13 protein-coding genes, 1 tRNA gene and 2 rRNA genes are annotated in these 20,089 nt (G+C 69.8%); 2 read left to right on the top strand and 14 right to left on the bottom strand.

Features of this window, described 5'->3' with window-relative positions; all coding sequences use genetic code 11:
• Positions 1-62 precede the first annotated feature (62 nt).
• On the top strand, positions 63-827 hold the full coding sequence (locus tag P1P75_RS27090) for an SDR family NAD(P)-dependent oxidoreductase (RefSeq protein ID WP_319260006.1): 765 nt from the start codon (positions 63-65) through the stop codon (positions 825-827).
• A 66-nt stretch (positions 828-893) separates the two neighbouring features.
• Here P1P75_RS27090 and P1P75_RS27085 read toward each other — a convergent pair whose 3' ends face one another.
• The 10 genes from P1P75_RS27085 to P1P75_RS27040 all read right to left on the bottom strand — a co-directional run bounded on the left by P1P75_RS27085 (position 894) and on the right by P1P75_RS27040 (position 15,725).
• Positions 894-1,151 (bottom strand): hypothetical protein, encoded by a 258-nt coding sequence (locus P1P75_RS27085; protein ID WP_319260003.1) that lies wholly within the window; start codon positions 1,149-1,151, stop codon positions 894-896.
• 99 nt (positions 1,152-1,250) lie between these two features.
• Complete coding sequence (locus P1P75_RS27080; protein WP_319260008.1) at positions 1,251-1,721, bottom strand: DNA starvation/stationary phase protection protein; 471 nt, start codon at positions 1,719-1,721, stop codon at positions 1,251-1,253.
• Between the two features lie 238 nt (positions 1,722-1,959).
• Positions 1,960-2,340, bottom strand: coding sequence for a helix-turn-helix domain-containing protein (locus tag P1P75_RS27075; RefSeq protein ID WP_073497352.1), 381 nt, complete (start codon positions 2,338-2,340; stop codon positions 1,960-1,962).
• A 109-nt stretch (positions 2,341-2,449) separates the two neighbouring features.
• On the bottom strand, positions 2,450-2,995 hold the full coding sequence (locus P1P75_RS27070; RefSeq protein WP_319260000.1) for a nicotinamide-nucleotide amidohydrolase family protein: 546 nt from the start codon (positions 2,993-2,995) through the stop codon (positions 2,450-2,452).
• Positions 2,992-3,765, bottom strand: coding sequence for a CDP-diacylglycerol--glycerol-3-phosphate 3-phosphatidyltransferase (gene pgsA / locus P1P75_RS27065; protein WP_319259998.1), 774 nt, complete (start codon positions 3,763-3,765; stop codon positions 2,992-2,994). The genes P1P75_RS27070 and pgsA overlap by 4 nt, the downstream gene beginning before the upstream one ends.
• Entirely contained in the window at positions 3,762-5,234 is a 1,473-nt protein-coding gene (gene rimO, locus P1P75_RS27060) for a 30S ribosomal protein S12 methylthiotransferase RimO (protein WP_319259995.1), read from the bottom strand. The genes pgsA and rimO overlap by 4 nt, the downstream gene beginning before the upstream one ends.
• A gap of 124 nt (positions 5,235-5,358) precedes the next feature.
• The gene (locus P1P75_RS27055) at positions 5,359-6,192 is read right to left on the bottom strand and encodes a RodZ domain-containing protein (protein WP_319259993.1); all 834 of its coding nucleotides are present in this window, start codon (positions 6,190-6,192) and stop codon (positions 5,359-5,361) included.
• 257 nt (positions 6,193-6,449) lie between these two features.
• On the bottom strand, positions 6,450-9,173 hold the full coding sequence (locus P1P75_RS27050; protein ID WP_319259986.1) for a DNA translocase FtsK: 2,724 nt from the start codon (positions 9,171-9,173) through the stop codon (positions 6,450-6,452).
• Positions 9,174-9,328: 155 nt separating this feature from the next.
• Positions 9,329-10,015 (bottom strand): response regulator, encoded by a 687-nt coding sequence (locus P1P75_RS27045; protein WP_319259983.1) that lies wholly within the window; start codon positions 10,013-10,015, stop codon positions 9,329-9,331.
• Positions 10,016-10,259: 244 nt separating this feature from the next.
• Positions 10,260-15,725 carry a HAMP domain-containing protein gene (locus tag P1P75_RS27040; RefSeq protein ID WP_319259980.1) on the bottom strand — a complete coding sequence of 1,822 codons (5,466 nt, stop codon included), beginning with the start codon at positions 15,723-15,725 and terminating at the stop codon, positions 10,260-10,262.
• Between the two features lie 327 nt (positions 15,726-16,052).
• On the opposite strand from P1P75_RS27040, the gene P1P75_RS27035 reads away from it, so the two are divergent.
• Positions 16,053-18,794, top strand: coding sequence for a SpoIIE family protein phosphatase (locus P1P75_RS27035; protein WP_319259976.1), 2,742 nt, complete (start codon positions 16,053-16,055; stop codon positions 18,792-18,794).
• Positions 18,795-18,865: 71 nt separating this feature from the next.
• Here P1P75_RS27035 and P1P75_RS27030 read toward each other — a convergent pair.
• The 4 genes from P1P75_RS27030 to P1P75_RS27015 all read right to left on the bottom strand — a co-directional run.
• A tRNA-Thr gene (locus tag P1P75_RS27030) sits at positions 18,866-18,941 on the bottom strand.
• Positions 18,942-19,016: 75 nt separating this feature from the next.
• Positions 19,017-19,694, bottom strand: a complete 678-nt coding sequence (locus P1P75_RS27025; protein ID WP_319259971.1) for a DegT/DnrJ/EryC1/StrS family aminotransferase — start codon at positions 19,692-19,694, stop codon at positions 19,017-19,019.
• A gap of 100 nt (positions 19,695-19,794) precedes the next feature.
• Positions 19,795-19,911: ribosomal RNA gene (gene rrf, locus P1P75_RS27020) — 5S ribosomal RNA — on the bottom strand.
• A gap of 101 nt (positions 19,912-20,012) precedes the next feature.
• Positions 20,013-20,089 (bottom strand): 23S ribosomal RNA (locus P1P75_RS27015); the annotation flags it as partial.

Below are 20,089 nucleotides of genomic sequence, written 5' to 3'. Positions count from 1 at the left end.
CGCCGCATCCGCCCCCGCACAGCCAATTGACGGACCGTCAGAAACTTTCGTACCGTCCCTTCATGGGCGTGAAGGCGTACGACCTCACCGGGCGAACCGCGTTCGTCACCGGCGCCGCCGCCGGCATCGGCCGCGCCTGCGCCGTCCTGCTCGCCGAGGCCGGCGCCACGGTGCACGGCGCGGACCGCGACGCGAAGGGCCTGCACGAGACGGCGGCCCTCATCAAGGACCGGGGCGGTACGGCCCACACCCATCATCTGGACGTCACCGACCGCGCCCGGCTGCGCAAGGCCGTGGACTCCTGCCAACGGCTGGACATCATGGCCGCCGTCGCCGGCATCATGCACAGCAGCCCGGTCCTGGAGACCCGCGAGGAGGACCTGGACCGCGTCCTGGCCGTCAACTTCAAGGGCGTACTGCACGCCTGCCAGGAGGCGGCCCGCCTGATGCTCGCCCATCACACCCGCGGCAGCATCATCACGATGGCCTCGGGCGCGGTCGACACGGGCGCCCCCGGCCTCCTGTGCTACGGCGTCGCCAAGGCCGCCGTGGTCCAGCTGACGAAGACCCTGGCGACCGAGGTCGGCCCCCACGGCATCCGCGTCAACGCCGTCGCCCCGGGCTGGATCCGCACCCCCATGACCGACCGCCACGACACCGACGCACAGGCACACACCGAGGCCCGCATGTCCCGCATGTCGCCGCTGGGCCGGGTCGGCGAACCGGAGGACGTCGCCCACGCCGTGCTTCACCTGGCCTCGGACGCGTCGGCCTTCACCACGGGCCAGATCCTCCGCCCGAACGGCGGCGTGGCCATGCCCTGGTAGTCGCAGCGCCCGACGCGCCCCCACCGTCCGCTCGGACAGCCGCAGGACGACGACAGCGAGCCGGTCTCACGAGACCCCGCCCTCGGCCTCGCCCCGCCCCCGCTTCCCCCGCCAGGCGGCTCCCCACCGCCCCGCCGCGACCGCCCCCACGGCGCGCGACTTGGCCACGCAGTGCACCGGCAGCAGGCTCAGCCCCCACCCACCGGCCGCTACGGTCCCCTCCAGCACCCCGGCGTCTGGCGCCACGGCAAGCCGTACCGCGGCCCACCACCACACCGCCCCGAGCCCCAGCGCGGCCCCCCGGCGCACTATCGGTCCCGTCATGGCCGTCGCCTCCAGCCCGCCGCCGACAACCCCGTCAGCCCGCACACGGCGACGCCGGACGGCCGCCACCACCTCGGTGAGGCCCGAGCGCCCCGTCCGTCACCCGCTCTCCGCCTGGAACATCCAGTGCTGCTTCTCCAGATCCCCAGTGATCCCGATGAAGACGTCCTGGCTCACGGGGTCGGCCTCTCCCGTGGCCGCCACCCGTTCCCGCATCCGGGTGATCACCGTTCCCAGCGCCGTCACCAGCACACCGACAGCGTCGGTGTCCTTGACCCAGCCCTCAGGCGCCACGGTGATCCCGCTGGCACCGGCGACCGTGGCCGCCCGCCCGTCCGGTGAGACGCCCAGAGCCGAGGCCCGCTCCGCCACGGTGTCGGAGTGTGTGCGCGCGATGTCCACGACCTCGTCGAGCTGGAGGTGCACCGAACGGAACCGTGGACCGACCACGTTCCAGTGCACCTGCTTGGCCACCAGCGACAGGTCGATCAGATCGACGAGCGCGCCTTGCAGTGCCTCGGACACGGTGGTCAGGTCCGCGTCGGACAGAGGGCTTTTCACGACGTACATCCATACCTCCGGGTGATCGACTCCCGACATGCCCCTCCACGATGACGCCGGCTCCGAAACCCAGCAAACGCACCCGCGAAACCCAGGAGAGGGCGCATCCACGCAAAAAACCCCGACCGCACCCCTCCGGATCTACCGGAGAGGCCCCGGCCGGGGCCTCACAGTTGCCGTACGCCTACACGTACTCGCACCCGTCTTTACACGTACTCGTCGGTCGACACACCCACTCAGGGGCACATCAGGCGGCGACCACGTCCACCGCCTCGGCGGGTGCCTTGATGGTCACCCGCTCCGGTGGCACTCCGGTCACCGACACGGAACCCAGCATCGGGCGAACCGACGCCGGTACAGGCCCACTGGGGGTGGCCGCAGCCGACTGAGCCAGCTCCGCGAGGGCGAGCTCGTCGCTCACTTCCCGCATGAGCTCGGACATCCGTACGTCCAGCGCGTCGCAGATGGCGGCGAGCAGTTCGGAGGAAGCCTCCTTCTGCCCCCGCTCCACCTCGGAGAGATAGCCGAGCGAGACCCGGGCGGATGAGGAGACTTCGCGCAGAGTACGGCCCTGGCGCTGGCGCTGCCGACGCAGCACGTCACCCAACAGGCGACGGAGCAGAATCATCGGTGGCTCCCTCCTCGGACCGCGTAGCCGCATCCTTCACGCCCCACCGTACCGCCTTGCGCTGCGGCCGTGCGGGGAGCGATGTCGTGTTCACTCAGGGCTGCAAACATCAAAACCCCCCGTTCTGTTCCGTATCCTGTGCCCGCTCATTCCCGGTCTGTTCGCCCGCCAGCTCTCTCAGGAGCACTGCGAGTACGCTCCGTACACTCTCTCTACGAATTTCCGCCCGGCTGCCGTTCAACCGCAGGGCCTCCACTTTTCCGCCAGAGGCGGAACCGGCGTCCGGCCCCGAGGGCCCCTCCACCGCGACGAAAACCGTCCCGACGGGCTGCCCGTCCTGTGCGTCGGGACCGGCGACTCCGGTGGTGGCGACGCCCCAGTCGGCGCCAAGCGCCCTGCGCACTCCGGCCGCCATCTGGGCCGCCACCTGCGCGTCCACGGCTCCGCGCGCGGCCAGCAGGTCCGCGTCCACGCCGAGCAGCTCGTGCTTGAGCGAGGTGGCGTACGCCGTGACCGATCCCCGGAACACCTTGGACGCCCCGGGCACGGAGGTGATCTCCGCCGCGACCAGGCCACCCGTCAGCGACTCGGCCACGGCGAGCGTCTCACCCCTCACCGTCAGTAGTCGCACCACGTCCGTGGCCGGGGCGCTCACGCCTGCGTCGCCCCCGAAGCCGCCCGTCGCTCGGCGATCCCCTGCCTGCGCAGCACAATGGCCTGTCTCACGTAGTCGAGCCCGGTCACCACGGTCAGCAGGACCGCCGCGGCCATCACCCACCAGCGCAGCGTGGCCAGCCAGCCGGTGAGCGCCAGGATGTACATCCCGACGGCCACGCCCTGGGTGAGCGTCTTGAGCTTGCCGCCCCGGCTCGCCGGAATGACGCCGTACCTGATGACCAGGAAACGCAGCAGGGTGATCCCGAGTTCCCGGCCCAGGATGACGCCCGTCACCCACCACGGCAGGTCGCCCAGCGCGGAGAGGCAGATCAGGGCCGCTCCCATGATCGCCTTGTCGGCGATCGGATCGGCGATCTTCCCGAAGTCGGTGACGAGGTTGTAGGTCCGCGCCAGATGCCCGTCGAACAGGTCGGTGATCATGGCGACGGCGAAGGCCGCCCAGGCGAAGGCGCGCCACGCCGGGTCGTGCCCGCCGTCGGCCAGCATCAGGGCGACGAAGCCGGGGACCAGGATGAGCCGGAGCATGGTCAGCAGATTGGCCACGTTCCAGACGCTGGCCTGGTTGACGGCCGCGGCCGCGATCTTCGCGCCGCGCGCGGCCCGCACGGTTCCCTGCTCGTCCATGGTGGCGCCGGTGACGTCGGAACCCGTCTCCGGACCTGCCCCCGAAGAACCGGGGGCAGGGCTCGTGGCCGCCCCCTTCGCCCTTGAGGAGCCACCCGCGGCCGATGCCGGGACACCCGTCATCTGTCCGCCTCCTCACTACACCCGATCGAACCCTGAAGGGGCTCGGCCACCAGGTCGACACCTTCCGTACCGACCACCTTCGCCTCGACCATACGACCGACGCTCAGACCTTCGCCGCTCGTGAGCAGCACCTGGCCGTCGGTCTCGGGCGCCTGGTGGGCCGCACGGCCGTACACGCCCTCGATGGGGTCCACCGACTCCACGAACACGTGCAGGCTCTCGCCCAGCCGCTCCTCGGCGCGCTGCGAGACGAGTTCCTCGGCGAGCCGGGAGATCCGCGCGAGCCGCTCGGCGACGACGTCCTCGTGGAGCTTGTTCTCGTACGTCGCGGCCTCGGTGCCGTCCTCGTCGGAGTACCCGAAGACACCGATGGCGTCCAGACGCGCGTGGTTGAGGAACCGCTCCAGCTCGGCCAGGTCGGCCTCGGACTCGCCGGGGAAGCCGACGATGAAGTTGGAGCGCACCCCCGCCTCGGGCGCCTTGCTCCGGATGGTGTCGAGCAGTTCGAGGAAGCGGTCCGTGTCGCCGAAGCGGCGCATCGCACGCAGCACGTCGGGGGCGGAGTGCTGGAAGGACAGGTCGAAGTAGGGGGCGATCTTCGGCGTGGAGGTCAGCACGTCGATCAGGCCGGGCCGCATCTCGGCCGGCTGGAGGTAGCTGACCCGCACCCGCTCCAGGCCGTCGACCTCGGCCAGCTCGGGCAGCAGTGACTCCAGCAGCCGGATGTCGCCGAGGTCCTTGCCGTAGGAGGTGTTGTTCTCGGAGACCAGCATGATCTCCTTGACGCCCTGCTCGGCCAGCCACCGGGTCTCGTTCAGCACGTCGCTCGGGCGGCGGGAGATGAAGGAGCCGCGGAAGGAGGGGATGGCGCAGAAGGAGCAGCGCCGGTCGCAGCCGGAGGCGAGCTTGACCGAGGCGACCGGGTTGCCGTCGAGCCGGCGGCGCAGCGGCGCACGGGGCCCGGAGGCCGGGGCGAGCCCGTCCGGAAGGTCTGCCGGAGCATGACCCGGAAGGGCCACCGAACCGGCCGATTCCTGCCGCTCGGCGGGGCTGATCGGCAGCAGCTTGCGCCGGTCGCGCGGGGTGTGGGAGGCGTGGATACCGCCGTTGAGGATGGTCTGGAGGCGGTCGGAGATGTCGGCGTAGTCGTCGAATCCGAGTACGCCGTCGGCCTCCGGGAGTGCCTCGGCGAGGTCCTTGCCGTAGCGCTCGGCCATGCAGCCCACCGCCACTACGGCCTGGGTTCTGCCATGACCCTTGAGGTCGTTGGCCTCCAGGAGGGCGTCGACGGAGTCCTTCTTGGCGGCGTCGACGAAGCCACAGGTGTTGACGACGGCGACGTCGGCGTCCTGGGCGTCCTCCACGAGCTGCCAGCCGTCCGCCTCCAAACGGCCTGCGAGCTCCTCCGAGTCCACCTCGTTACGGGCGCAGCCAAGGGTGACGAGTGCGACGGTACGGCGTTCAGGCATGGGCTCAAGACTACTTTGTCTGACTGACACCCCCTGTCGACGGGGTTGGCGATCTTCGGGCGTCATGCCGAAGGGGCCGGCGACGACCGCCGACCCCTTGCGAATCCTGGACTCCGCCCCTGCCTCAGCCGGCCTGCGGGTCGCCCTTGGTGTACGTCAGCCGCTCCACCGCGCCCGGCTGGAAGTCGTCGTCGATCTTCTTGCCGTTGACGTGGAGCTCGACCGCTCCGGCGTCGCCGAGGACGAGGTTGACCTTCTCGCTGTCCTGGAAGGTCTGGGACTCGCCCTGCTTGAGCAGGCCGTCGAAGAGCATCCGGCCGTTGTGGTCCTTGGCGAAGATCCAGCTCTTGCCGTCGGTGGCCGTGACCTGGACGGTCACCTTGTCCTGCGGGGCCGCGGCGATGGCGCTGTCGGAGGGCTCCGGCTTCTCGTCGATGGGCTTCTCGGTCTTCGGTGTCGGCGTGGCGGGCGCGCTGGTCGACGGGGTGGTGCCGTCGGCGACGTCGGTCGTGCCGTCGTCGCCCTTGAACGCGGTGAATCCGACGAAGCCGACCACGGCGACGATCGCGGCGACCATGGCAGCGGTCCAGTTCGGCCCGCGCCGCTCGGGACGGATGCGTTCCGCCTCGAACATGGGTGCGGCCGGGGTGGGTGCCGGCCGTCCGCCGTGGGCGGCGTCGTACTGCTCCATCAGCTGGGCGGGGTCGAGGTGGACGGCCCGTGCCAGCGTCCGGATGTGACCGCGCGCGTAGACGTCGCCGCCGCAGGGCGCGAAGTCGTCCGCTTCGATGGCGTGCACGATGGCGATACGGACGCGGGTGGCGGTACTGACGTCGTCGACGGTGAGCCCGGCCGCGATGCGGGCCTGCTGCAGGGCTCGGCCGATGGAGGGGTGGGCTGCCTCGGAAACGTCTTCGAACGGACGCTCGTCTTCAGGGGAGTTGCTGCCGATGGACACGGGGGCGCCTTTCGAGCGTGTAGCCACCTGTGCTGGAGGTTCAGTCTAGGGGGGGTACGAAAGGGAGGGGCAACCGGGCGGTGGGACTTTGTACGCCATCGGTATGGCCGGACACACCGATGACGGGCCAGGTACGACGCCAGGGTGGAACGCGCACCTGTCCGCTCGTTCAACTGGACGTACCACGAGGGGAAACGGTTGCCCACCGCTCTCTAACGGGTGAGTCACGGACGCCCGCCGTCCCCACGGAGAAACGTCTACTCTTCAGGCTCCCCGCGGATCACGGCGAGCACTCCGTCCAACTCGTCGGGTTTCACCAGAACGTCACGTGCCTTCGATCCCTCGCTCGGGCCGACGATGCTGCGCGACTCCATGAGGTCCATCAGCCGCCCGGCCTTGGCGAAGCCGACGCGCAGCTTGCGCTGGAGCATCGACGTCGAACCGAACTGGGTGGAGACGACCAGCTCGGCCGCCTGGCACAGCAGGTCGAGGTCGTCGCCGATGTCCTCGTCGATCTCCTTCTTCTGCTTGGTGCCCACGGTGACGTCGTCCCGGAAGACGGGGGCCATCTGGTCCTTGCAGTGCTGCACGATCACCGCGACCTCGGCCTCGGTGACGAACGCGCCCTGCATACGCGTCGGCTTGTTCGCGCCCATCGGCAGGAACAGTCCGTCACCCTTGCCGATCAGCTTCTCGGCTCCGGGCTGGTCGAGGATGACCCGCGAGTCGGCGAGCGAGGAGGTGGCGAACGCGAGCCGCGAGGGGACGTTCGCCTTGATCAGACCGGTCACCACGTCCACCGACGGCCGCTGCGTGGCCAGCACCAGGTGGATGCCGGCGGCGCGCGCGAGCTGCGTGATCCGCACGATCGAGTCCTCGACGTCACGCGGCGCGACCATCATCAGGTCGGCCAGCTCGTCGACGATCACGAGCAGATACGGATACGGCTGAAGCTCGCGCTCACTGCCCTCGGGCTTCTTGACGGTCCCCTCCCGCACCGCGCGGTTGAAGTCGTCGATGTGCCGGTAGCCGTACGCCGCCAGGTCGTCGTAGCGCAGGTCCATCTCGCGTACGACCCACTGGAGCGCCTCGGCGGCCCGCTTGGGGTTGGTGATGATGGGCGTGATCAGGTGCGGGATGCCCTCGTAGGCGGTCAGCTCGACGCGCTTGGGGTCGACCAGGATCATCCGGACGTCCTCCGGGGTCGCCCGCATCATGACCGAGGTGATCAGACAGTTGATGCAGGACGACTTGCCGGACCCGGTGGCGCCGGCGACCAGTATGTGCGGCATCTTCGCCAGCGAGTGCATGACATAGCCGCCCTCGACGTCCTTGCCGAAGGCGACCAGCATCGGATCGTCGTCCTCGGCGGACTCGGCCAGCCGGAGCACATCGCCGAGGTTGACCATCTCGCGGTCGGTGTTCGGGATCTCGATGCCGACCGCGGACTTCCCCGGGATCGGCGAGATGATCCGCACGTCCGGGCTGGCGACGGCGTACGCGATGTTCTTCGTCAGGGCGGTGATCCGCTCGACCTTGACGGCGGGGCCGAGTTCGACCTCGTAGCGCGTGACCGTCGGGCCGCGGGTGAAACCGGTGACGGCGGCGTCGACCTTGAACTCCGAGAAGACGTTGGTGAGCGAGGCGACCACCGCGTCGTTGGCGGCGCTGCGCACCTTGCCGGGGCCGCCGCGCGTGAGGAGGTCCAGCGAGGGCAGCGCGTAGGTGATGTCCCCGGACAGCTGGAGCTGCTCGGCGCGCGGCGGCAGCTCGCGCGGCGCCTCGGGAGCCGCCTTGGTCAGGTCGGGGACGGCGCCGGACTTGAGCTTCTCCTGCCCCGGCCGGCCGGCCGGAGCCGGGACGGGCGTGGGCGTGGTGGGCTCACGGTCACCGACGCTCACACCCTGGGTGAGGTCGGCGACGATCCGGGACGGCGGCATGCCGTGCAGCACGGCCCCGTCGAGGTCGGCAGCGGCGGCCGCCGCGATGTCGACCGCGTCCATCCGCCGGTCCATCGCGGGCTGCGGCACGGCCGAGCGCCTGGGACGGCCGCGACGCCGGCCGAGCGCCTCCTGCTCGGCGCTGTCGGGGTCGAAGGCCTCAGGGGCGCCGGAGCGACGCCGGGAGCGCGCGGGCAGCGCCTCGCGCCACTGCTCGTCGTAGCGCTCCTCGTCGTCGCCGAACTCGTCATACTCCTCGTCGGCCGCCGGGTCGTGCACTACGCCGAGGCGCACCCCGAGCTGCCGCAGCCGCTGCGGGATGGCGTTGACGGGCGTGGCGGTGACCACCAGCAGCCCGAAGATCGTGAGCAGCACGAGCAGCGGTACGGCAAGGACCTCGCCCATGGTGTACGTCAGCGGCGTCGCCGCGGACCAGCCGATGAGACCCCCCGCGTCCCTTATCGCCTGCATGCCGTCGCTGCGCGCGGGCGAGCCGCAGGCGATGTGGACCTGCCCGAGCACACCGATGAGCAGCGCGGACAGTCCGATCACGATACGGCCGTTGGCCTCGGGCTTCTCCGGGTGCCGGACGAACCGTACGGCGATGACGGCGAGCAGGATCGGCACCAGCAGGTCGAGACGGCCGAAGGAGCCGGTCACCAGGATCTCGACGAGGTCGCCGACCGGGCCGCGCAGATCTGCCCAGGTCCCCGCGGCGACGATCAGCGCGAGGCCGAACAGCAGCAGAGCGACGCCGTCCTTGCGGTGGGCGGGGTCGAGGTTCTTCGCGCCGTTCCCTATGCCGCGGAACACCGCTCCGACGGCATGCGCCAGACCCAGCCAGACGGCGCGCACGAGCCGGTAGATGCCCCCGGTGGGACTGGGGGCCGGTTTGGGCACGGGCTTGGCGGCCGCGGCTTTCCGGGCGGGCGCCTTCTTCGCCGGGGCCTTTTTGGCGGCGGCCTTCTTCGCCGGAGCCTTCGCGGGAGCTGCTGCCTTCTTGGCGGGCTGCTTCTTCGCTGCGGAGGGACGTGAGGCCATGGTGTGAGGTTACCGGGGGAGACGACAGCGGACACGTGTGACCGCTGCTTCACCCGTTCGTGTCGCTCCCCGGGAGGCGCGGAACTGACGCACGCCCCCGCAGCGCTGACACCTGCTCACGCACAACTCCGGGCGCGGCATCTGTCGGTTCCGGTTCAGCTCTGCGACGTCACGGAGGGCGGACCGCTTCCGGTGCCGGGTTCCAGTGCGTCCAGCGCCCGGCGCAGACCGGTGAGTTTGCGCTCCAGATGCGCCGCCGTGGCCACCGCCGCCGCGTCCGCCGACTCGTCGTCGAGCTGCTTGGACAGCGCCTCGGCCTGCTCCTCGACGGCCGCGAGCCGCGCCGACAGCTCGGCCAGCAGCCCTGGCGACTCCTTGGCGCCGCCGGCCGCCGCCTTGCCTCCGCCGCCCTCCAACTGGAGCCGCAGCAAGGCCGCCTGCTCCCGCAGCTGACAGTTCTTCATGTACAGCTCGACGAAGACCGAGACCTTCGCGCGCAGCACCCACGGATCGAACGGCTTGGAGATGTAGTCGACCGCACCCGCCGCATACCCGCGGAAGGTGTGGTGCGGGCCGTGATTGATCGCCGTCAGGAAGATGATCGGGATGTCCCGAGTCCGTTCTCGCCGCTTGATGTGCGCGGCCGTTTCGAAACCGTCCATTCCCGGCATCTGGACGTCCAGCAGAATGACCGCGAAGTCGTCCGTCAGCAGTGCTTTGAGCGCCTCTTCCCCGGACGATGCCCGCACCAGCGTCTGATCGAGCGCAGAGAGGATCGCCTCCAGCGCCAGCAGATTCTCCGGCCGGTCATCGACCAGGAGGATCTTGGCCTTCTGCACCATGGCCCGCCCTCCTCGCCCCGGCAGTGCACCGGGCGCCGCCCCTGGGGACGACTCCTTTGCGCCGCCCTTCCTTGTGCCGGTCATGGTAGCCGCACCCCGACCGTCGCCACACCCTGTCACCGTGATGTCACTGTGCACGTAGCAGGAACGCGGCGGAAGACCAGAAGGTTCCCCGAATCCCGCCCCGCTACACGCCTTCGGACACCGTGAGTCAGCAACTCCCCGCGCCCCCGGACGGTTCCCGTCACTCGGCGCGCATCCACTGGGCCATCACCGCCAGCAGGTGATCGGGGTCGACCGGCTTGGTGACGTAGTCGGAGGCGCCCGACTCGATCGCCTTCTCCCGGTCGCCCTTCATCGCCTTCGCGGTCAGCGCGATGATCGGCAGGCCGGAGAACTGCGGCATCCGGCGGATCGCCGTGGTCGTCGCGTACCCGTCCATCTCCGGCATCATGATGTCCATCAGGACGACCGCCACGTCCTCGTGCTGCTCCAGGACCTCGATGCCCTCACGGCCGTTCTCCGCGTACAGCACCGACAGCCCGTGCTGCTCGAGGACGCTGGTCAGGGCGAACACATTGCGGATGTCGTCGTCGACGATCAGCACCTTCTCCCCGCCGAACCGGATGCCCCGCGGCCCCTGCGGCGCCGACTCCTGCCGCACGGGCGCCCACTGCTCGGGCCGGCCGACCTGCGGCTCGCTCCCGGCCGCGGACCGGCGCCGGCGCCGGAACAGGGCGGCCGGACCGTTCTGCGTGTCCTGGTACGACCTCACCTCCGCCGGCGTCTGGATCTGCACGCCGGACAGCTCCGACGGCTCCCGCTTCCCGCTCTCGGACGCCACCAGGTCTCCCGCCTCCAGCTGCGGCACGACCTGCTGGTAGCCCTGCGGCGGCAGCTCGCTCGGGTGCAGCGGCAGATACAGCGTGAACGTCGAACCACGCCCCGGCTCGCTCTGGGCGTAGATCTCACCACCGAGCAGCTGCGCGATCTCCCGCGAGATCGACAGTCCGAGGCCGGTACCGCCGTACTTGCGGCTGGTGGTGCCGTCGGCCTGCTTGAACGCCTCGAAGATCACGCGCATCTTGCCGGCCGCGATCCCGATACCCGTGTCGGTCACCGAGAACGCGATCAGCGGCGCGTCGGCGTCCGCCAGCGAACCGGCCTCCAGCAACTGCTCCCGGATCGCCACCGGTACGTCCGCCCCGGCCGGCCGGATGACCAGCTCCACCGAGCCGGAGTCGGTGAACTTCACCGCGTTGGACAGCAGGTTGCGCAGCACCTGAAGAAGCCGCTGCTCGTCGGTGTGCAGCGTGGCCGGCAGCTCCGGCGACACCCGCACGGACAGGTCCAGGCCCTTCTCCGCGGTGAGCGGACGGAAGGTGGCCTCGACGTAGTCCACGAGCTGCACGAGCGCGATGCGCGTCGGGGAGACGTCCATCTTGCCCGCCTCGACCTTCGACAGATCGAGGATGTCGTTGATCAGCTGGAGCAGGTCGGAACCCGCCCCGTGGATCGTCTCGGCGAACTCGACCTGCTTCGGCGAGAGGTTCCCCTCGGCGTTGTCCGCGAGCAGCTTGGCCAGGATCAGCAGCGAGTTGAGCGGCGTACGCAGTTCGTGCGACATGTTGGCGAGGAACTCGCTCTTGTACCGCATCGACACCGCGAGCTGCTCGGCCCGCTCCTCCAGAACCTGCCGCGCCTCCTCGATCTCGGTGTTCTTCACCTCGATGTCCCGGTTCTGCCGCGCCAGCAGCTCGGCCTTCTCCTCCAGTTCGGCGTTGGACGCCTGGAGGGCCTTCTGCCGCTGCTCCAACTCCGCCGACCGCTCCCGCAGCTGCTCGGTCAGCTCCTGCGACTGCTTCAGCAACTGCTCCGTCTTGGTGTTGACGGAGATGGTGTTCACGCTGGTCGCGATCATCTCGGCGAGCTGGTTGAGAAAGTCCCTCTGGATCTGCGTGAACGGCGTGAAGGACGCCAGCTCGATGACGCCGAGCACCTGGCCCTCGAACAGCACCGGCAGCACGATCACCTGTGCCGGCGGAGCCTCCCCGAGTCCCGAGGAGATCTTCAGATAGCCGCTCGGCGCGTTGGAGACGAGGATCGTCCGCTTCTCCTCGGCCGCCGTGCCCACCAGCGCCTCCCCCGGCCGGAACGAGGTCGGCATCGACCCCATCGAGTAGCCGTAGGAGCCCAGCATCCGCAGCTCGTAGTGCTCCTCGGCGCCGTCGGCCGGCGGCATCGCCAGGAAGAACGCGCCGTGCTGCGCGGCCACCAGCGGCGGCAGCTCGCTCATGATCAGCGAGGCCACGTCCTCCAGGTCGCGCCGGCCCTGCATCAGCGCGGACACGCGCGCGAGGTTGCCCTTGAGCCAGTCCTGCTCCTTGTTGGCGATCGTGGTGTCGCGCAGGTTGGCGATCATCTTGTTGATGTAGTCCTGCAGTTCCTGGATCTCGCCGGATGCGTCCACGTCGATCTTCAGGTTCAGGTCGCCCCGCGTCACGGCGGTCGCCACGCGCGCGATGGCACGCACCTGCCGGGTCAGGTTCCCGGCCATCTCGTTCACCGACTCGGTGAGGTCCCGCCAGGTGCCGTCGACGTCACGCACGCGTGCCTGACCGCCGAGCTGCCCCTCGGTGCCCACCTCGCGGGCGACCCGGGTCACCTCCTCGGCGAACGACGACAGCTGGTCGACCATCGTGTTGATGGTCGTCTTCAGCTCGAGGATCTCCCCGCGCGCGTCGATGTCGATCTTCTTCGTCAGGTCACCCTTGGCGATGGCCGTCGTGACCATGGCGATGTTGCGCACCTGGCCGGTCAGGTTGGACGCCATCTGGTTCACCGACTCGGTGAGGTCCTTCCACGTGCCCGCCACACCGGGTACGTGCGCCTGCCCGCCCAGGATGCCGTCCGTACCCACCTCACGGGCCACCTTGGTGACCTGGTCGGCGAACGAACTCAGCGTCTTCACCATGGTGTTGAAGGTGTCGGCGAGCTGCGCGACCTCGCCGCGGGCCTCGATCGTCACCGTCCGCGTCAGGTCGCCGTTGGCCACGGCCGCCGCGACCTGGGAGATGTTGCGCACCTGCATGGTCAGGTTCTTGGCCATCAGGTTGACGTTGTCGGTGAGGTCCTTCCAGATGCCCGTGACGCCCGACGCGTGCGCCTGCCCGCCCAGGATGCCCTCGGTGCCCACCTCACGGGCCACCCGGGTCACCTGTTCGGCGAACGACGACAGCTGGTCGACCATCGTGTTGACGGTGGTGACGAGTTCGAGGATCTCGCCCTTGGCGTCTACGGTGATCTTCTTCGACAGGTCGCCCTTGGCGACCGCGGTCGTGACCTCGGCGATCTGACGCACCTGGATGGTCAGGTTGTTCGCCATGAAGTTCACGGACTGGGTGAGGTCCTTCCAGGTGCCGGAGACACCCTGCACCTCGGCCTGGCCACCGAGCTGCCCCTCCGTACCCACCTCACGGGCCACCCGCGTGACCTCCTGGGCGAACGACGACAGCTGGTCGACCATCGTGTTCAGGGTGTTCTTCAGTTCCAGGATCTCCCCGCGCGCGTCCACGGTGATCTTCTGGGAGAGGTCACCGCGGGCCACGGCGGTGGCGACCTGGGCGATGTTGCGCACCTGCGCGGTGAGGTTGCCGGCCATGCCGTTCACCGAGTCCGTCAGGTCCCGCCACACGCCGGCGACACCCGGCACCTGCGCCTGCCCGCCGAGCTGCCCCGCGGTACCCACCTCGCGGGCCACCCGGGTCACCTGGTCGGCGAAGGCCGACAGCTGGTCCACCATCGTGTTGATGGTGTTCTTCAGCTCCAGGATCTCGCCGCGCGCGTCGACGTCGATCTTCTGGGAGAGGTCGCCCCGCGCCACGGCCGTCGTCACCTGCGCGATGTTGCGCACCTGAGAGGTCAGGTTCCCCGCCATCGAGTTGACGGAGTCGGTGAGTTCCTTCCACGTGCCGGACACGCCGTCGACGCGGGCCTGGCCACCGAGCCGGCCCTCCGTACCCACGTCCCGGGCCATCCTCGTCACCTGGTCGGCGAACGACGACAGCTGGTCCACCATCGTGTTCACGGTGTTCTTCAGCTGCGCCATCTCACCGGACACGTCCACGGTGACCTTCTGCGACAGATCGCCGTTGGCCACCGCCGTCGTCACCTGGGCGATGTTCCTCACCTGTCCGGTGAGATTCCTGAACGCCGTGTTGACGGAGTCCGTCAGGTCCTTCCACGTCCCGGCCGCGCCCGACACCTGCGCCTGACCGCCCAGCTCACCCTCGACACCGATCTCCCGCGCCACCCGCGTGACCTCGGCGCCGAAGGCCGACAGCTGGTCGACCATCCCGTTGACGGTGTTCTTCAGCTCCAGCATCTCGCCGGCGACATCCACGGTGACCTTCTGCGACAGGTCACCGTTGGCCACCGCCGTCGTCACCGCCGCGATGTCCCGCACCTGCGTGGTGAGGTTGCGGAACACGGTGTTGACCGAGTCGGTGAGGTCCTTCCAGGTGCCCGCCGCGCCCGGCACGTTCGCCTGACCGCCCAGCTGACCCGCCGCACCGACCTCGTTGGCGACCCTTGTGACCTCGTCCGCGAAGGTCCGCAGCGTCTCGGTCATCTGGTTGATCGTGTCGGCGAGCTGCGCGACCTCACCGCGCGCGGACACCGTCACCTTCTGCGACAGGTCACCGTTGGCGACCGCCGTGGTGACCTCCGCGATCCCCCGCACCTGAGCCGTGAGGTTTCCGGCCATGGTGTTCACAGAATCGGTGAGTTCTTTCCACACACCGTCGACGCCGGACACCCGCGCCTGACCGCCGAGGATGCCCTCGGTGCCCACCTCACGGGCCACCCGGGTCACCTCCGACGAGAACGCGGAGAGCTGGTCCACCATCGTGTTGACGGTGTTCTTCAGCTCCAGCATCTCGCCTTCGACATGCACGGTGACCTTGCGTGACAGGTCCCCCTTGGCCACCGCCGTCGTCACCAGCGCGATGTCGCGCACCTGCGCCGTCAGCCGCTCCGCCATCGTGTTGACGGACTCCGTCAGGTCCTTCCACGAACCCGACATACCGCGCACCTGGGCCTGCCCGCCCAGCTTGCCCTCGGTGCCCACCTCACTGGCCACGCGCGTGACCTCGTCGGTGAACGTCGACAGCTGGTCGACCAGGTTGTTGACCGTCCGCCCGACCTTCAGGAACTCCCCGCGCAGCGGATGCCCGGTCCCCTCCGGGGTGTGCGTCCGCAGCTCCATCCGCGGCGACAGATCACCCTCGGCCACCGCCGACAGCACCCGCCCGACCTCGGAAACCGGCCGTACGAGGTCGTCGACCAGCGCGTTCGAGTTGTCGATGGCGGTCGCCCAGGAGCCCTCGCAGGCACCCGTCTCCAGCCGCTCGGTGAGCTTTCCCTCACGCCCGACCATGCGCCGCACCCGCGACAGCTCACCCGTGAGATGCAGATTGCGGTCCGCCACCTCGTTGAAGACGGCTGCGATCTCCGACATCACGCCGTCGCCGGACACCGTGAGCCGCTTGCGGAAGTTCCCCTCCCGCATGGACACCAGGGCAGCCAGCAGCCGGTTCAGGGCAGCGGTGTCCACCGTGGTGGTCCCGCTGCGGGGTGAGCGCTGCCTGCTCAGGGTCTGTCCGCCTTTCGCGCGCGCCTTCGTGCCCCGCGTCGCTGCGCCAGACTCCACGTTGTCCCTCCCGGAGGGGTCGACCGTCGTACTGCCGATGTAATCAGGCAGGCCCAAGAGGCTGCTGCCCGGCGAACACACAAGACACCCAGTCTGCCGGACCTTCACAAGAAGCCTGCCCAGTGTTTCACCCCCGCCGAACCCGGCCATAACAGTTCGGCAGCTTTCGCACACCGTCCGCACACCCTGAGGCGGAAACACAGCTGACCGGCATCCGCAAGGGCGGGGAAGGTAAGTAACCTTGCATGCGGCTGTCCAGCCACGCCGGTCCGTCCGGCCTGGGCGGTGGCACGAGCACGAGCGGGCATCGGAGGGGCGGCCGCACACATGACCACCGGACTGATCCCGGGGGGACAGCCCCCGGACCCCCGGCCGACGAGCGCGCTTCCGCCGCGACCGCGACGCGAGCAGGACAGCCGGGAAGAAGCCCAGCACGTCATCGACGACCGGCCGAGGAGTTCTGTGATCACCGCGCGCGCGGCTGCCAGTTTCGAGCCCGTCGGGCGCTCCGTCGCGACCGCCCGCGCGTTCGTCCGCGACACCCTCCAGGGCTGGGGTTTCGCCGACATCATCGACGACGCCGTCGTCCTCACGAGCGAACTGGTGACGAACGCCGTCGTCCACGCGGGAACCCACGCCGACCTCCTGTGCCTGCGCCACGAGGACGGCGTACGCATCGAGGTGGCCGACCGCTACCCGGAGCGCGAGATCCCCCTCCAGGGCTCTCTCGCCACCATGGGCAGCCCCGACCGGGAGGGCGGCCGCGGCCTCCAGCTGTGCGCGGCCATCGCCGCCCGCTGGGGCGTCGACTACACGCCCACCCACAAAACCGTCTGGTTCCAGCTCGACCTGCCCGACCGCCCGGTGGGCACCCGCACGGCCGGCCCCGCGCTCCCCGCCGAACTGCTGCCGCTCGCCGACAGCCGCGTCCGCGTCGCCGTCGTCCAGATCGACCGCACCGGCGCCATCTCGGCGTGGAACGAGGACGCCGAGGAACTCTTCGGCTACCCGGCCGACCAGGTCGTCGGCAAGCCCCTCACCGACCTCGCGGCCTGGCCGCACACCCCCGGTACCAGCACCGGCATCGTCGAGGCACTCCAGCTCTCCCGCTGGGAGGGCAGCTACGGCATCCGCGGCGCCAACGGCCGCGTGACCCCGGTGTACGCCTCCCATCTGCGTGTCCGCGACACCGAGGGCGACCCCTCCACGGTCTGCCTCCTGGTCCGCAACCACGAACGCGCGGTCCTGCAGTCACCGACCCGCGTCCCCGTCACCGACGGCCCCGCCGACAGTCAGAGCGCGGACCCCTTCGAGGTCTTCATCGGCTCCCCCGCCCCCGACGACCTCGACGGCCTCCTCCAGCGCACCGTCGAACGCGCCCGCGACATGCTCGACGGCGACTCCGCCTTCCTGCTCCTGGCGACGGACGACGAGACGGAACTGGAGGTCCGAGCCTCCACGGGCCTGCCCTCGGCCCGCCAGCGCTTCGCTCGCGTCCCCGTCGAGGCGGGCCCCGGCCGCTACAGCTCCGCCCGCATGCCGGCCGTCCACGAGGATCTCCTCGCCGTCCCCGGCGCAGTCCCCCTCCTCAACGGCACAGGCATGCGCTCCGTCGTCACGGTCCCGCTGAAGGTCGAGGGCCGCCTCACCGGCTCCCTGGGCGTCGCGGCCGAGGGGCCGGCCCGCTACTCCAACGAGGAGGCCCTGCGCCTGCAGTTCGCCGCGGACCGCATCGCCCTGGCCGTCGAGTCGGCCCGCCTCGGCGAGCTGGAGCGGCTGCGCCGCGGCTCCCTCAGCTTCCTCGTCGAGGCCTCCGACCTGCTGGCCGGCACGCTCGACCGCGACCAGACCCTGGCCCTGATGGCCCAGATGACGGTCCCGACCCTCGCCACCTGGTGCGCGGTCTACACAATCGCCGACCAGGCCTCCGACCCCTACCTGTCGTACGTCCTGCACGAGGACGAGGAACTCATCGACGGCATCAAGTCGTTGCTGTCCAAGATCGCCCCGCCGGACCCGGTACCCACCCCCGGCGCCCGCGTCTGGGCCGCCCCCGGCGAGGCGGCCCACGACGCGGCCCTGCGCAGTTCCATGCGCACCCTCGGCCTGACCGGCGGCCCGACCCACCAGATGTCCTCGGGCATCGGCCCCACCCTCGCCACGGCGTCCGCGGTGGGCGGCGAGACCGTCGTCCTGCCCCTGGTCGCCCGCAACCGCGTCATCGGCATGCTGACCCTCGGCAAGCCCACCGACGAGCACTTCCGGCAGGAGATCCTGGAACTCGCCGAGGACCTCAGCCGCAGAGCGGCCCTCGCCCTCGACAACGCGCGCCTCTACTCCGAGCGCACGGCCATCAGCCAGTCCCTCCAGCGCAGCCTCCTGCCCCCGGAGCTCCCCGACATCGACGGCGTCGAGGTCGAGGTCATCTACCGCGCCGCCGGCGAGGGCAACGAGGTCGGCGGCGACTTCTACGACCTCTTCCCGATCAGCGACGGCGCCTACGGCTTCGCGATCGGCGACGTCTGCGGCACCGGCCCGCACGCGGCGGCGGTGACGGGCCTCGCCCGGCACGCCCTGCGTCTGCTGGCGCGGGAGGGCCTCAGCGGCCCGGCGGTCCTGGAGCGCCTCAACTCGGCGATCCTCGACGAGGGCGCCCGCAGCCGCTTCCTGACCCTCCTCTACGGCGAGATGCGACCGCAGCCGGACGGCAGCGCGGAGCTGAAGGTGGTCTGCGCCGGCCATCCCCTCCCCCTGCGGCTGCGCCAGGACGGCACGGTCGAGCCGGCCGCCGAACCCCAGCCGCTCCTCGGCGTCATGGACGACCTGGAGCTGTACGAGCAGACGGTCGTCCTCGACCCGGGAGATGTCCTGCTCTGCGTCACCGACGGCGTCACCGAGCGCCGTGAGGGGACCCGCATGCTGGGCGACGACGGCCTCGCGGACGTGCTCACCACCTGCACGGGCCTGACGGCGGGCGCGGTCGCGGCCCGCATCATGCGCGCGGTGGAGCGCTTCGCGTCGGACGCCCCGTCCGACGACATGGCGATCCTCGCGATGCGCGTCGCATGAGGACGTGAGGAAAGAACCCCGACAGGAACGAAGAATCCCCCCGCCCGGAAGGGCGGGGGGATTCTCTGTCGTGGAGCCCCCTAACGGAATCGAACCGTTGACCTTCTCCTTACCATGGAGACGCTCTACCGACTGAGCTAAGGGGGCCAGTTACTTATCGAGGTTTCCCTCGCGGCAACGGAATAGAGCATACCCCGAACGAAGCCCTGTTCCCAAACTCGGTCAGAAGACGGGCTGTAGCAGTCCTCCGAGGGCATTGCATGCGGACACTATCCGCCGCATGTCCCGCTTTGTCAGCGAGGCGTCCACCGGCAGCGTCAGCGTCTCGTCGGCGGCCAGTTCGGTCTGCGGCAGCGACACGTACCTTCGGAACTCGGGGAGCCGGTGCAGTGGTGTCTTCACCGGCACCCGGCAGTCGATTCCCCTGCCCCGCAAGGCCCGTGCGAACGCATCCCGGTCGGGCCGCCCGTTCCCCGGCACCCGCACCACGTACTGCTGATAGCTGTGCCCGTCCCCGCCCTCGGGCGTCCGCACCCCGCGCAACCGCGCATCGAGATAGGCGGCCCGCTCCCGCCGCTGCGCCACCTCGTCGTACGGCGCCTCGGACTCCCTCTGCTCCAGCACCAACAGTCCGTGCCCCGCGCCGAGTTCACAAAGCCGCCTGACATCGGCCGGCCGCCCGAACCGATGTACGGCAACGAGGGCCGCGGTCCGCGGAGTTATCGCTGCTCGGACGGCGTCCGGGTCGAGGCAGTAGGTCAGCGGATCCACATCGGCGAAGGCGAGGAGCGCACCCGCGCGGGTGACTTCATCGGCTACGTCGTCGTTGCCGAACGCCGACACGACGACCTCGTCACCGGCTCCGACACCTGCGGCCCTGAGCAATGCAGCAGTACCCATGCAGTGGATGCTGGGCGTGGGACATGAACGTCAAGTGACCGGAAACAAAAAAGGGTTGGGCTCCGAACCGAAGTTCAGGGCCCAACCCTTTTGAAGAATTGTTCGGCGGCGTCCTACTCTCCCACAGGGTCCCCCCTGCAGTACCATCGGCGCTGTGAGGCTTAGCTTCCGGGTTCGGAATGTAACCGGGCGTTTCCCTCACGCTATGACCACCGAAACACTATGAAACTGTTGAACTGCCGCACCACACCACACCTCGAGGAGGTGAATGTGGGGCTGTTCGTGGTTTCAGAACCAACACAGTGGACGCGAGCAACTGAGGACAAGCCCTCGGCCTATTAGTACCAGTCAGCTTCACCCGTTACCGGGCTTCCACATCTGGCCTATCAACCCAG

The organism is Streptomyces sp. ID05-39B (assembly GCF_033794725.1).
Taxonomy (GTDB): Bacteria; Actinomycetota; Actinomycetes; order Streptomycetales; family Streptomycetaceae; genus Streptomyces; species Streptomyces bobili.
This window is presented reverse-complemented; position numbering and strand designations above follow the sequence as displayed.